Source organism: Pseudomonas sp. FBCC-B1565 (genome assembly GCF_059133265.1).
Map to the genome: position 1 here is coordinate 6,232,482 of NZ_CP101438.1, position 14,571 is coordinate 6,247,052.

Consider the following 14,571-nt stretch of genomic DNA (forward strand, 5'->3'; position numbering starts at 1 on the left):
TCGGTTCAACCTCTGATGGATTGTTTCAGGGTGGTACTGGCTTACTTGATCATCGGCAGGTTCAAGCCCTGCTCCTTGGCGCAATCAATCGCGATCTGGTAACCGGCATCCGCATGGCGCATCACACCGGTGGCCGGGTCGTTGTGCAACACACGGGCGATCCGCTCAGCCGCTTCGTCGGTGCCGTCGCAGACGATGACCATCCCGGAGTGCTGGGAGAAGCCCATGCCCACGCCGCCGCCGTGGTGCAGCGATACCCAGGTCGCGCCGCTCGCAGTGTTGAGCAGGGCGTTGAGCAGCGGCCAGTCGGACACGGCGTCGGAACCGTCCTGCATGGCTTCGGTTTCGCGGTTCGGGCTGGCGACCGAGCCGGAGTCGAGGTGGTCGCGGCCGATCACCACCGGTGCCGACAACTCGCCGCTGCGCACCATTTCGTTGAACGCCAGGCCGAGCTTGGCGCGCTGGCCCAGGCCAACCCAGCAGATACGTGCCGGCAAGCCCTGGAAGCTGATGCGTTCGCGGGCCATGTCCAGCCAGTTATGCAAGTGCGCGTCGTCCGGGATCAGCTCTTTGACTTTGGCGTCGGTCTTGTAGATGTCCTGCGGGTCACCGGACAGCGCCGCCCAGCGGAACGGGCCGATGCCACGGCAGAACAGCGGGCGGATGTAGGCCGGGACGAAACCCGGGAAATCGAAAGCGTTTTCCACGCCTTCTTCCTGGGCCATCTGGCGGATGTTGTTGCCGTAGTCGAAAGTCGGGATGCCTTGTTTCTGGAACTCGAGCATGGCTTTGACGTGCACGGCCATGGACTGCTTGGCGGCCTTGATCACGGCAGCGGGCTCGGTCTTGGCGCGGGCGCGGTATTCGTCCCAGGTCCAGCCCGCCGGCAGGTAACCGTTGAGGGGGTCGTGGGCGCTGGTCTGGTCGGTGACCATGTCCGGGCGTACGCCACGCTTGACCAGTTCCGGCAGGATTTCGGCGGCGTTGCCCAGCAGGGCGATGGAGATGGCCTTGCCTTCCTTGGTGTACTTGGCGATACGCGCCAGGGCGTCGTCGAGGTCGGTGGCTTGTTCGTCGACATAGCGGCTGTTCAGGCGGAAGTCGATGCTGACCTGCTGGCACTCGATGTTCAGCGAGCAGGCGCCGGCCAGGGTGGCCGCCAGCGGCTGGGCGCCGCCCATGCCGCCGAGGCCGGCAGTCAGTACCCAACGGCCTTTAAGGTCACTGTTGTAGTGCTGGCGACCGGCTTCGACGAAGGTTTCGTAGGTGCCCTGGACGATGCCCTGGCTGCCGATGTAGATCCAGCTGCCGGCGGTCATCTGACCGTACATGGCCAGGCCCTTGGCATCCAGTTCGTTGAAGTGTTCCCAGCTGGCCCAGTGCGGCACCAGGTTGGAGTTGGCGATCAGTACACGCGGGGCGTTGCTGTGGGTCTTGAACACGCCGACCGGTTTGCCGGATTGCACCAGCAGGGTTTCGTCGTCATTCAGGTTAGTGAGGCTCTCGACGATCTGGTCGTAGCACTCCCAGTTGCGTGCTGCACGGCCAATACCGCCGTACACCACCAGTTCTTTCGGGTTCTCGGCCACTTGTGGGTCAAGGTTGTTCATCAGCATGCGCAGCGGCGCTTCAGTCAGCCAGCTTTTGGCGGTGAGCTTGTTACCGTGGGCGGCACGGATTTCGACGTCACGGTATTTTGTAGGCTTGGTCACTGCTAGGACTCCTCGGCGATCGATGCGCGAACATGGATGGTGCGAAGGAGAGTCTTACGCACACATCTTTACTTGTACATACAAGCATATGCAATCGAGCGGCCAACTTTTTCGGCGAGGCGTTTGGATTTTTTTTGAAAGCGCGTGCGAGCCTTGAAAATCAAGGTGTAGAGGCGTGATGAAATTTCTTGGGACGAAGGTTTACGGCGAGGGAGGTTTGTCACGACAGCGTGGTTTTGCGCCACGCTGGGGCATTCGGTAACAAAGTGGTGCGCTGGTTGGGAACAGTTTTAGCGGGCAGTCAGTTCGATGATGCAGCTGCGTCCCGCTACGCAGATATCCAGCAGGCCGGTGTTACCGTCGATCTGCAGGCAGTCGTGATGGCCGAGCTTGTGGTCCAGCACCTTCACTTCATCAGCAACGCTGAACACCAGCACGGTCTGCGCGGTACTGAAGAACCGCTGCACACCGTCCACCCATTGCAGCCTCGCGTGGTAACGCTGTGGCGAGTAGATCAGGTTGAAGTCGCGGATCGGCCCGATGATCAAGCGGCATGCCACCTGGCTGTCACCCTTGAACGCAAAGGGTTGCAGCGGTAACAACCCGCGCTGCTCTTCGCCATCCACGGTCAGCACCATGCCGGCGCCCTGGATCACGGTGATGACACGCTGGTAACCGGCAAAGGTGGAAAAGCCACCCGACTCAGCGATATCCGCAATCGACAAGCGCCAGCCAAAGCCATCCAGCCCTGCACCTGCATCACGGGTGATTTCTTCGGTACTACCACCGCCGTTTTTCCACGGCATGCGTACGTACTCGGCGGCGCGCCAGACTTTTACGCTGCTCATTTGCTGAAGCGTCCTTCCAGGCTGTGACGGGAACCGGGGTGGATCAAACGCGCGGCGGTCACCGGCTGGCGACCCGACCAGGTGCGCCGGCGAATCAACAGGCACGGCTCGCCGGGTTCGATCTGCAGCAGTTTGCACTCGGCCGCATCGGCGAGGATGGCTTCGACCACATGCTCGCCTTCGGTCAGCGGCGCCACCTGGTTCAGGTAGGCGTAGGGCGTTTGCTGGGTGAAATCCTGTTGCAGGTATTCCGGCGCGACCAGGGCGTTGACGAAACGGTCTTCGATTTGCACGGGAATATCGTTTTCGAAGTGCACGATCAGCGAGTGAAACACCCGCCCGCCTTCACGCATCTCCAGGGCAACGGCGCGCTCGGAACCGGCAGCCTCTTCACCCAGGGTGATGACCTGGCAGGTATGCCGATGACCACGGGAGGCAATCTCATCGGCAATGTTGTGCACCTCGAACAGCGCCGACTGGCTCTTGGGTTCGGCGACAAATGTGCCGACGCCTTGCATGCGCACCAACAACCCTTCGGCGGTGAGCTCGCGCAGGGCGCGGTTGATGGTCATGCGGCTGAAACCCAGCTGGCTGACCAGTTCGCTCTCCGAAGGCACGCGGTAATGGGGCGGCCAGTTGCCGTTGAGAATCTGCTGGCTGATCATCTGTTTGACGCGGGCGTACAAGGGCGCCGGACTTTCGTCCATGTGGGCAGCCAGCGAAGAGTTGGCGGGCGGAGTCGGCACAGGGAATCCTTGCAGGGGGAAAAGATGCATAGATTGCCGGAGTTTACCGAGCAGGCAAACGTCTGTATATGTATATACAAATAAACACACGACCGGGGTGCCTTGATCATGTCCGCTTTCTTTGCCGAACGCGCGCTGCTGCCTAATGGATGGGCCAATGATGTACGTCTTGAAGTCAGCGCCGATGGCTTGCTGACCAGCGTTGAGGCCAATGCCAGCGCAGAGGCTGCCGAACGGCTGAGAGGCCCGGTGTTGGCGGGTATGCCGAACCTGCATTCCCACGCATTCCAGCGTGCCATGGCCGGTTTGGCCGAAGTGGCCGGCAACCCGAATGACAGTTTCTGGACCTGGCGCGACCTGATGTACCGAATGGTCGGCAAGATCAACCCGGACCAATTGCAGGTGATCGCGTGCCAGTTGTATATCGAGATGCTCAAGGCCGGCTACACCTCGGTGGCCGAATTTCATTATGTGCACCATGACGTCAGCGGCCAGCCCTATGCCGATCGCACGGAATTGTCGCGGCAGATCAGCCAGGCGGCGGCCAGCAGTGGGATCGGCCTGACGTTGTTGCCGGTGCTCTATACCCACTCAGGGTTTGGCGGCCAGGCGCCGAATGAAGGCCAGCGACGCTTTATCAACAGCACTGAAAATTACCTGGACCTGCAAGCGCGCCTGCAGCCAATTCTGGCCGCGCAACCGGCGCAGCAATTGGGCCTGTGCTTTCACTCCCTGCGCGCCGTCACCCCGCAACAAATCCACCAAGTGCTGGCCACCAGCGACCAGACCTGCCCGGTGCATATCCACATCGCCGAGCAGCAGAAGGAAGTCGACGACTGCCTGGCCTGGAGCGGCAAGCGCCCGCTGCAATGGCTGTATGACAATGTCGACGTCAATGAACGCTGGTGCCTGGTGCATGCCACCCATGCCGATGCCGATGAGGTATCGCGCATGGCCAAGAGCCGGGCGATTGCCGGTTTGTGCCTGACCACCGAGGCCAACCTGGGTGATGGGATTTTCCCAGCGGTGGACTTTCTCGCCCAGGGCGGGCGCATGGGGATCGGGTCCGACAGCCATGTGTCATTGAGTGTGGTGGAAGAATTGCGCTGGCTCGAGTACGGCCAGCGCCTGCGTGATCAACGGCGCAACCGCTTGTATCGCAGTGACCAGCCGATGGTTGGACGCACGCTGTTCGATGCCGCGCTGGACGGTGGTGCCCAGGCACTGGGCCAGCCGATTGGCCGATTGGAAGTGGGCAAGCGCGCGGATTGGATTGTGCTGGACGGCAATGATCCGTACCTGGCGACGGCGACCGAGGACGGGATTCTGAATCGCTGGTTGTTTGCCGGCGGTGATCGGCAGGTGCGGGATGTGTGGGTCAACGGCAAGTGGGTGGTGCGTGATGGGCGTCATGCCGGCGAAGAAGAAAGCAGCCGAGCGTTCACAAAGGTCTTGAGGGATTTACTCGGTTAAAAACGGTGGGAGGGGGCTTGCCCCCGATAGCGATGTATCAGAATCAGATGTGCTGACTGACACACTGCAATCGGGGGCAAGCCCCCTCCCACAATTGAATCGGTGGTGATCCAGAGTTATTGCGAAGTCTTCGCCATCTGCTTGTCCGACGTACGCCAGATCAACCGTGTGGTGTCATACCCCTGTTGCCGCGCCCTGCTCAGCAGGTCTTCGCGGGTGTCCGCATTGACCGTCGGCGTGCGCGACAGGATCCACATGTAGCGTCGGCTCGGGCTGCCCACAATGGCGGTCTTGTAGTCATCGCTGACATACAGCACCCAGTAGTCGCCCTTGGCGACACCCGGCAGCAGCGAGGTGAACCAGTTATTGAATTCCACCCAGAGCTTGTCGGTCTTGCCCGGCACTTGCGGGGTGGCGGTGCCCTTGGCTTCTTCCCACTTCCACTCGGTCGTCAGGCAGCGGTTGAACACCGACATGTCGCCGTCAGGCAACAGGGTGTAACGGGCTTCGGACTGCGCACAGTTGCGCTGGAAGTACATCGGCAATCGGGCCAACTCATACCAGGTGCCCTGGTAACGCTTGAGGTTGACGTTGCTCGCTGTCTTGGGTTGCAGATCATCGCCAGAATGGCTGGCACAGCCCGCCAAAAACAGGCTGGCACAAAGGAACAAAACAAAACGCATCATTCTTCTTCTCCCGCAGGCTTGCGCCCCGGTTTACTTCAGGCCTTGCCCGGAAAACATCAGAACCTTGTCACCGGCATATTGAACGCTGATAAAGCTGTTTTTATCGCCCCAGGTGCAACTGGACATACCCAGTGCGCCGGAACAATCGGTCGGCTTGCCCAACAATGACTCCACCTCAGCCTTGGCCATGCCAGCCGACAATTTTTGATAGTTTTCTTGGTTGACCTTGCTGCAAGCGGCCAACAGCACGCAAAAAGCCAGCAACGCGAGACGGCGTAACGACATGGAAACACTCCTGGAGGGACAAAGCAGCGTGGGTATCTGCCAGAAGCTTAGAAGGGAAAAGAGGTGTCTGGTTCCCGATGAGCAAAAACAAAAAAGCCCCGAAAACGCTGAAACGTTTCGGGGCTTCTTCAAGGGTGAACCGGCTCACAACAACGCCGGTCACTTGTCGCCGCAGCTTACTTCTTGTGGTAAGCGGTCACGCGCTCAACTTCTTCCTTCGAACCCAGGAACACCGCCACACGCTGGTGCAGGCCTTCCGGCTGGATGTCGAGGATGCGCTGGTGGCCGTCAGTGGACGCACCGCCTGCCTGCTCCACCAGGAACGACATCGGGTTGGCTTCGTACATCAGGCGCAGTTTGCCCGGCTTGGATGGCTCGCGGCTGTCGCGTGGGTACATGAACAAGCCACCACGGGTCAGGATGCGGTGCACGTCGGCGACCATCGCGGCCACCCAGCGCATGTTGAAGTTTTTCTTCAGCGGGCCTTCTTCGCCTGCCATCAACTCGCCTACGTAACGAGTGACCGGTTCTTCCCAGTGGCGCTGGTTGGACATGTTGATCGCGAATTCCTGGGTCGACGCAGGAATGGTGATGTCCTCGTGGGTCAGTACGAAGCTGCCCATTTCACGGTCCAGGGTGAAGCCCTTGACGCCGTCGCCCAGGGTCAGCACCAGCATGGTCTGCGGGCCGTAGATGGCGTAGCCGGCAGCCACCTGCTCGGTGCCTGGCTGCAGGAAGGCCTTTTCGTTCAGCGCTTCGTTCTGGCTCAGGTATTCGTTCGGGCAACGCAGTACCGAGAAGATGGTGCCAACCGGTGCGTTGATGTCGATGTTGGACGAACCGTCCAGCGGGTCGAATACCAGCAGGTACGCGCCTTTCGGGTATTTGCCGGGGATCTGGTAGGCATTGTCCATTTCTTCGGACGCCATGCCGGCCAGGTGACCGCCCCATTCGTTGGCTTCGAGCAGGATCTCGTTGGACAGGACGTCGAGCTTCTTCTGCACTTCGCCCTGCACGTTTTCAGTGCCCATGCTGCCCAGGACACCACCCAGTGCGCCTTTGGACACGGCGTGGCTGATTTCCTTGCAAGCACGCGCCACCACTTCGATAAGGAAGCGCAGATCGGCAGGCGTGTTGTTGCTGCGGGTCTGCTCGATCAAATAGCGACTCAAGGTAACGCGGGACATGTAAGGCTCCGGAGAATGGGGGGCTTGAAAACCCGCGCAGTTTAACGCGAGTCGGGGCGTATTTCCTCCTATCAGAGGATTTAAACCCAATAGAGTTCATGGACTTTATTTAACGTGCCGCCGGCGGCTTGCGCAGCAAACTGTAGGCCATGGCGCCCAGTGCCGCCACGCCGAGCAGCAGCACGGCCCAGAGCCCGAGCTTTTTCCAGTTCGTCCCGGCATCGGCAGCGCCTACCACCGCAACCGGCGTGACCGCGACTTCCCCGGCGACCTTGGCCTGCCCCAGCGTCTTGAAGCGCTCGGGTTTGTAGTCCGGGATCAGGGTCGACAGCGGCAGGCTTGCCGCCTTGGCCGACGCATTGCCCAGCGCCAGCGTAAACGGTGCCTCACCCCGCGCCAGGAACACCAACTGCGTGGCGCGCACCGCAAAGCGCAGGGCGGGCGCTTCGACGCCCAGGCCGCCACCGCGCTCATCCACCTGCAATTTGAGCTCGGCCACCGTTTGCCCCGGCAACTGCAGTTCATCCTGCACCACGTCCTGGCCATTCTGGGTCAGGCGATACAGCAAGCCATTGCTCAATGGTTGCCAAGCCTGCTTGCTGTCCCTTCGACCGGATAACGTCACGGGCGCCAGCGTATTGGGTTGCTTGAGCTCGATGCGCAAGCGTTCGAGACTCAGCCCCGCAGGCAACTGCCAACTGTATTCCCCGGCGCTGAGCCGCTTACCCGCCAGCGGCTGCGACCACACCAACGGCAGCGGCACGCTGCTGCGGGTAGCGCTCACCAGCTTGGCCGAGGTCAGCAACGGCGCCGCCTGGCCCTGCCAGACCAGCCGCAGGTAGCGCGCCGATTGCCCGGGCAAGTTCACGTCATGCTGCTCGACCCGCTCATCGGCAAACGATAAGCGCGCCATCTGCCCATCGCCCCAGGCGTCCCAATGCTGCAAGTCATCACTGGCCTCGATGCTGAAACGCTGGAAGCCCTCCTGCTCGCGGCTCCAGTCCAGGCTCAATTGCTGCAAGGGCGCCTTGATCGCACTGGCGTCCAACACCCAGCCACGCAGTACTTGCTTGCCGGGTTTGGGTGCGGTGGACGGCTTGATTTCCACCAGGGTGCCGGTGGTGGTGGCTTTCATCACCACGTCGGGCAGGGCTTGCTGGGTGTCGGCGGCGTACAGCGGGAACCACTTCACATCGGTAACTTCGCGGCTTTCGGTGCGCTGCGACGCCTGGCGCGACAACGCATAGGCCTGGGGCTCGCCGGCGGCGTTGAACACCCGCACATCGGCGAGATCCGCCTGGCGCGCGTTCAATTGCACCGCCAGTGGCAACTCCAGGCGATACCAAGGGCCGTTGCCACTGACGCTCAGCGGCACCTGGGTGGTGAAGTCGGCGGGCGTTTCCTGCGCCCACACGGACAAGGTCGTACACAGGCCCAGCACGGCCACGCTCAACTTACCGATCAAGAGGATGCTCCTTCAGTTTCCAACACCGCTTCGGCGCGTTTGGGCGGAAGCGGCGCAAAGTAGCCCACCACCAGCAACAACCCGCCCACGCCGATAAACGACACGATCCGCGCCAAGCCGCCGCGGTTACTCAATTCGACAAAGAACAGCTTGGCCACCACCACCGCAATCAGCACCGCGCCGATCAGCCACACTTCGCGGCGATGGCGCAGGTGGCCGCCGATCATCAGGCCGAGGGCGATCAGGGTCCAGACGATCGACAGGCCGGCCTGCACCAGCATCGACTCCAGCAACGCATCCAATTGAAACGGCACACCGCCCCAATGGTGGGCCGTGCGCATCACCAACGCGGTAAAGAAGGCAAACAGCGAAAGCCCAGCGACGCCTTGTGCGATCAGCTCGGCACGCGGCCCGCGTAGCGGCGCGACACTTCGTGCGCACACATACACGCCCAGCAGCGCGAACAGCAGGCCCAGGTCCAGCGGGTTGATCAGCGGCACATAGGGCAGCGGCCTGGCGGTGCCATCGCTGAAGCTGTTCGCCAGCCAGAACCAACCGAGCATCAGCACCGCCAATGGCACGGCCGCCAACACTCGATATTCCCTTGGGTACGCCGAGACCGGCCATGGCCAATGGCGCGGCGCGGCAGCCAGCATAAGGTAGAGACTTGGCAGGATCGCCCAGCCCAGCCAGCGCCAGGCGTTGTATTCGGCAGAGAACCTGAGCAGACCGTAACGCAACTCCAGCGCCAGCATGCCGATCAACATCCAGCAGCCGAGCACGTGGGCCACGCTCAGCGCCTTGGCGGGAACGATTGTCGCCAAACGCCGCAACGAGATGAAATGCACCACAAAGACCGCCGGCCACGCCAGCCAGCCATACTGCGCCGCCGGGTGGTAATAGGTATGCGCGCATACCAGCAGCACCACGCCCACCGCCGGCATCAGCAACGTACACAGCACGCCCAGCGACACCCACTTCAGGCGCGCAGCCAGCAGCATCCAGATTGCCACGCTGATCGCCGCGCACCCCAGCAGGAACGCACCCAGCAATTCCTGCGGTATAAACCGCAACACTTCGCCGGCCAGCGCCAACGTCCACCACGCCGCGCCCCACACCAACAGCACGTCGGACAGCCGCTGCAGCTTCAACACGGCAAACACCGGCGCATGGGGTTCGCGCTGCAAGCGCCAGGCGCCGACCATTGCCGCCAGGCCCAGCACCATGGGTGTCCAGAAACCGCTGTGGGCCAACGGGCGCAACCCCTCGCCAGACAACGGCCCCAGCAACTCGGGCACCGCCAGCAGGAACGAGCCGCCGCCGACCACTTGCAGCAGCAGGCCGAACACAAAGCTGACGCGCTGCTGCAGGTACAGGCTCAGCCAGATGATCAGCAAACCACTGGCCGCCCACACACCGCTGGCGCTTTCCCACGGCAGCACGAACAGCACCGCGAGGTTGATCAGCACCAGGCCCGCCAGCAGCACCACCGACAACCCGCGCAACAGCCGCACGTCACTGCGCACCAGGTCGTCACGCGCCGCCAGCAGCATGCCGCCGATCAAGGCCAGGCCGATCAGTGACGCTGTGAGCAAACCGCTCCAGCCTGTGCTGAACACCGCCGCTCCGTCGCCACCTTGCAAACGCAGCAGGAACAACGCGCCGCCCAGCAATTGCACGGCGAACGCGGTAAACAGGAAGGTGCGCGAACCAATGCGCAGCCCGACGAACAACGTCGCCAGCCCGGCGATTGCCCAACTGACGGCAGTGCCTTGGGTATCCAGCAGCAACGGGGCAAGCAGATACAGAAAGCCCAAGCCCAGGGCCGCCAGTACCGGCAAGCCTCGACGCTCCCTGTCCGCCGCCTGCTCGGTGGATGCCTTGCGCAGTTGATCGAAGCTGAACAGCAGCGCCGCGCCCAGCAACAACGCGCCCAACGGTGCGCCATCCAGCAAGGTGTGCTCACCGATGCGCAGCTCACTGAGGAACGCCAGCGCCGAGCCCAGTTGCAATAACAAACCGAAGGCGCGTGCCAACGGTCGCTGTTGACGCAAACCGAGCCAGAAGATCCCGGCGCCCTCCACGGCCCAGGCGGCAGCGGTCCAGCGCGCATCGAGGCCCAGCGGGATCGCCAGGCTGGCGAAAATCACGCCCAGGGCCAGGCACGTCTCCGCCAGCAGCAAGGCGCGACCGCCGCTCAACAGTCGCGCCAACCCCATATAAATAATGCCCAGGCCGAGGGCGCTGAACGCCGCTGCGAACTCCAGGTGCTGCACCAGCGCAAACTGCAAGCCAAAGCCCACCAGCGGCGGGCCGAACAGCATGCTGCCGTCGACATAATCCCCCTTGGCCGCCGACCAGCGCAGCAACGCACCACGGCTGTCATCCTCTGGAGCATCGCGCATCTCCAGCAATTTGCGCCGGGCGAACAGCAAGCCGATGGCCAGGTACATCAGGAAAAACAGGATCAGGAACGGTTCAGTACTCCATAACAGCTCAGTCGTGTAGGAACGCATGCCCCACGCGAAACCGATCCCAAAGGTGCCGACAAAGCCGATCAGGTTGAGCAGGCGCCAGGCCTTGAACCAGGCGATGGCGAGAATGCCGGCATTGAGCAGGGCAAAATAGCTGAACAGCGCCACATGGTTGCCAGCGCCTGTTGACGTCAGGATCGGCGCGGCAAACCCACCCAGCGCCGCCGCGCAGGCCAGCCCAAGCGCATCCTGGGTAATCGCCAGGATCGCCGAGAACACGGTGACTGCAACCAGCAGGCCGAGTGCGGCACCGGGGTCGATCAACGGATGCAGGCGCATCGCAGCAAACACCGTGAGGTACAGCACGGCAATCCCGGTGCCCTGCAGCATCAACCCGTAGTTGCTGTTGCGCAGCCGCAACCACCAGCCCAGGCCCAGCAGGCCCAACGCCGCCGCGGCTACGCCGGCATAACGCAACTCGATCGGCACCACCATGCCTTCGGTGGCGTAGCGCAGCAGGAATGCCAGGCCGAGGAACAGCAGCACCACGCCGACGCGCAGCACGGTGTTGCCGCCAAACAGCCAATTGCGTGCGCCGCTGAGGGCGCGCTCGATCAAGTTGGGGCCACGCGGGGCGGCAGGTTCTTTGGGCTTTGCTGTTGGGCTGGGCGCCCATGTATCAGACGGCAGCGGTTGGCTCGGCTCGGCAACGATGGCAACCGGCGCCAATTCAGCCGGCAGCTCCCAAACCAGCTCGGGCGCCTTGGCAACAGGTGTGGGTTCAGGGATTGGGGCTTCGACGACGGTAGTGCTCGGCGGCGTGGGCACTTCCAGTTGCCGCAGGCGCTCACCCAGCGCTATCAGCGCCTTCTGCGTGGTTTCCAACTGACGCGCCTGTTGGTCCGCCTGGGCTGACAGCTTCGCCAGGCGGATCGCCTGGCCAATACCCAGCCCCAACAGCGCACCGATGCCCGCATCGCTGAACGTCTCATCGAGCGTCCACCCGAGCACCAGGCCAATCAGCATGAACATCCATTGCATGGTCGATATTCCCTAGGCAAACCGGCGCCCAGTATATCAATGCAGAACCAATGTGGGAGGGAGCTTGCTCCCGATAGCGGTGCACCAGTCGACATATCTGCAAACTGACAGGCTGCTATCGGGGGCAAGCCCCCTCCCACATTTTTGGATCAGCGATGTTTACTCGAGGGCTTTCCAGATCTCGGTCGCGTACTCCCTGATGGTCCGGTCCGAGCTGAACCAACCCATCCGCGCCGTATTCAGCACTGCCGAACGCCACCACGCCTTGGAATCATGCCAATGCGCCTCGACCCGTGCCTGGGCGTCCCAGTACGAATCGAAGTCAGCACATACCAGGAAACGGTCGTAATCGACCAACCCGTCGATCAACCCCACATAGCGCCCCGGATCATCCGGCGAGAACACCCCGCCCCGGATCGCTTGCAGCACATCGTTCAACCGATGGGACGCCGCAATGTCCGGCCCGGCATTGAATTCACCGGCGTGCTTGCGAGCTTCCACCTGCTGCGCGCTAAGGCCGAAGATAAACATGTGCTCGGCCCCGACACGCTCGTGCATCTCCACGTTGGCGCCGTCCATGGTGCCGATGGTCAGCGCGCCGTTGAGGCCGAACTTCATGTTGCTGGTGCCCGAAGCCTCAAAGCCGGCGGTAGAGATCTGCTCCGACAAATCCGCCGCCGGAATGATGCTTTCCGCCAGGCTGACGTTGTAGTTGGGCAGGAACACCACCTTGAGCAGACCGCGCACGGTCGGGTCGTTATTGACCGTGCGGGCGATGTCATTGGTCAGTTTGATGATCAACTTGGCCTGGTGGTAACTGGCGGCCGCCTTGCCCGCAAAGATCTTCACGCGCGGCACCCAGTCGGTGCCCGGTTCGGCACGGATCGCCTGGTACAGCGCCACGGTGTGCAGCAGGTTGAGCAGTTGGCGCTTGTACTCGTGGATACGCTTGACCTGCACGTCGAACATCGCCGCCGGGTTGACCGCAATGCCCAGGCGCTCGTGGATGATGTCGGCCAGTGCACGCTTGCTGTGCAAGCGTTGATCGGCAAACGCCTTGCGGAACGTCTGTTTCTCGGCAAACGGCTCCAGCTCCACCAATCGCTGCTCGGGCTTGTCGAGAATGTCCGGACCGAGCGCCTCCACCAGCATGGACGTGAGCTTGGGGTTGGCCTGGTACAACCAGCGGCGGAAGGTAATGCCGTTGGTTTTGTTGTTGATGCGTTCCGGGTACAGCTTGTGCAGTTCGGAGAACACCGTGCTGCGCATCAGTTGGGTGTGCAAGCCTGATACACCATTGACGCTGTGGGAGCCGAGGAACGCCAGGTTACCCATGCGCACACGGCGGCCGTTGTCTTCTTCGATCAGTGAGACGGCGCGCAGCACATCGAAATCGTGGATACCTTTGGCGCGCAGCGAATCGATGTGCTGGGCGTTGATCAGGTAAATGATCTGCATGTGCCGGGGCAGCATGCGCTCCATCAGACCTACAGGCCAGGTTTCCAATGCTTCAGGCAACAGCGTGTGGTTGGTGTAGGAAAGGGTTTCAACAGTGACGTCCCAAGCCGCCTCCCACGGAATGTCGTGCAAGTCCACCAACTGGCGCATCAACTCGGCCACGGCGATGGACGGGTGAGTGTCGTTGAGCTGGATCGCCGCGTGTTCGCCCAGGCTCAGCACCGAGCCGTGCATGTTCTTGTGACGGCGCAGCAAGTCTTGCAACGAGGCGGAGACGAAGAAGTATTCCTGGCGCAGGCGCAGTTCCTGCCCCGCTTCGGTGCTGTCGGCCGGGTAAAGCACCCGGGAGATGCTTTCGGCACGGGCCACTTCGGCGACAGCGCCCAGGTGGTCGCCGGCGTTGAAGCGCTCCAGGTGCAGGTCTTCCACGGCACGGGCGCGCCACAGGCGCAGGGTGTTGACGCTGGCGCCACGCCAGCCGACCACCGGCGTGTCATAGGCCACGGCCCGCACGGTTTCGTTGGGCGACCACACCTGGATCATCTTGCCGGAGGCGTCCGCCAGGGTTTCGACGCTGCCGCCAAAGCCGATCGGGTAAATCACTTCGGCCCGCTCGAACTCCCACGGGTTGCCGAAATCCAGCCAGCGCTCGGTCTGCTCCTGCTGCCAGCCATCGACTATCGCCTGGCGGAACAGGCCGTGTTCATAGCGGATGCCATAGCCATGGCCGGCAATGCCCAGGGTCGACATGCTTTCCATGAAACACGCCGCCAGACGGCCCAGGCCACCGTTGCCAAGCGCCGCGTCGGGCTCCAGCAGGCGAATGCGCTCCAGGTCGACGCCCAGCTCGGACAGCGCTTCGCGCGCAATCTCCAGCACGCCGAGGTTGCTCAGGCTGTCGTAGAGCAGGCGGCCGATCAGGAATTCCAGGGAGAGGTAGTAAACGCGTTTCTGGCCTTTGCGGTAGATACGCCGCGTATGGTCCATCCAGTGGTCGACCATCTGGTCGCGGGCGGCCAGGGCAATGGCTTCGAACCAGTCGTGGTCGAAGGCGTGATCCGGGTCCTTGCCCACCGCGTAGGTGAGTTTGGTCAAGACGGCATCGCGGAATGCGGCTACCTCTGCTTCTCGTGCAAGTGGTTCCTGAGACATCAATTGCGACCTCGGGCGAGATAGAAGGAGTTGCTAGAGCCTAG

10 protein-coding genes are annotated in these 14,571 nt (G+C 62.3%); 1 reads left to right on the top strand and 9 read right to left on the bottom strand.

Annotated elements, in window-relative coordinates; genetic code table 11:
• Positions 1-41: 41 nt before the first annotated feature.
• The 3 genes from hutU to hutC all read right to left on the bottom strand — a co-directional run bounded on the left by hutU (position 42) and on the right by hutC (position 3,267).
• Positions 42-1,712 carry a urocanate hydratase gene (gene hutU, locus NL123_RS28745; RefSeq protein ID WP_101265623.1) on the bottom strand — a complete coding sequence of 557 codons (1,671 nt, stop codon included), beginning with the start codon at positions 1,710-1,712 and terminating at the stop codon, positions 42-44.
• 290 nt (positions 1,713-2,002) lie between these two features.
• Positions 2,003-2,560 carry a HutD/Ves family protein gene (locus tag NL123_RS28750; protein ID WP_494356819.1) on the bottom strand — a complete coding sequence of 186 codons (558 nt, stop codon included), beginning with the start codon at positions 2,558-2,560 and terminating at the stop codon, positions 2,003-2,005.
• A complete protein-coding gene (gene hutC, locus NL123_RS28755; RefSeq protein WP_248842640.1) occupies positions 2,557-3,267 on the bottom strand; it encodes a histidine utilization transcriptional repressor HutC in 711 nt (236 codons plus the stop codon). The genes NL123_RS28750 and hutC overlap by 4 nt, the downstream gene beginning before the upstream one ends.
• A 147-nt stretch (positions 3,268-3,414) precedes the next feature.
• Between hutC and NL123_RS28760 the strand changes: the two genes are divergently transcribed.
• Positions 3,415-4,779: a formimidoylglutamate deiminase gene (locus tag NL123_RS28760; protein WP_494356820.1), complete on the top strand. Its 1,365-nt coding sequence runs from the start codon at positions 3,415-3,417 to the stop codon at positions 4,777-4,779.
• A 116-nt stretch (positions 4,780-4,895) separates the two neighbouring features.
• On the opposite strand, the gene NL123_RS28765 is transcribed toward NL123_RS28760, so the two are convergent.
• From NL123_RS28765 to NL123_RS28790, 6 genes are all read right to left on the bottom strand, one after another.
• Positions 4,896-5,465: a lipocalin family protein gene (locus NL123_RS28765; protein WP_058423714.1), complete on the bottom strand. Its 570-nt coding sequence runs from the start codon at positions 5,463-5,465 to the stop codon at positions 4,896-4,898.
• Positions 5,466-5,495: 30 nt separating this feature from the next.
• Positions 5,496-5,750, bottom strand: coding sequence for a lipoprotein (locus tag NL123_RS28770; protein ID WP_033897714.1), 255 nt, complete (start codon positions 5,748-5,750; stop codon positions 5,496-5,498).
• A 176-nt stretch (positions 5,751-5,926) separates the two neighbouring features.
• Positions 5,927-6,937: a class 1 fructose-bisphosphatase gene (locus NL123_RS28775; RefSeq protein ID WP_071497067.1), complete on the bottom strand. Its 1,011-nt coding sequence runs from the start codon at positions 6,935-6,937 to the stop codon at positions 5,927-5,929.
• A gap of 109 nt (positions 6,938-7,046) precedes the next feature.
• On the bottom strand, positions 7,047-8,399 hold the full coding sequence (locus tag NL123_RS28780) for a DUF3999 domain-containing protein (RefSeq protein ID WP_494358352.1): 1,353 nt from the start codon (positions 8,397-8,399) through the stop codon (positions 7,047-7,049).
• Positions 8,399-11,917, bottom strand: coding sequence for a DUF2339 domain-containing protein (locus NL123_RS28785; protein WP_494356821.1), 3,519 nt, complete (start codon positions 11,915-11,917; stop codon positions 8,399-8,401). Before NL123_RS28785 ends, NL123_RS28780 begins: the two co-directional genes overlap by 1 nt.
• 159 nt (positions 11,918-12,076) lie before the next feature.
• Positions 12,077-14,527, bottom strand: a complete 2,451-nt coding sequence (locus NL123_RS28790) for a glycogen/starch/alpha-glucan phosphorylase (protein WP_494356822.1) — start codon at positions 14,525-14,527, stop codon at positions 12,077-12,079.
• Positions 14,528-14,571 lie beyond the last annotated feature (44 nt).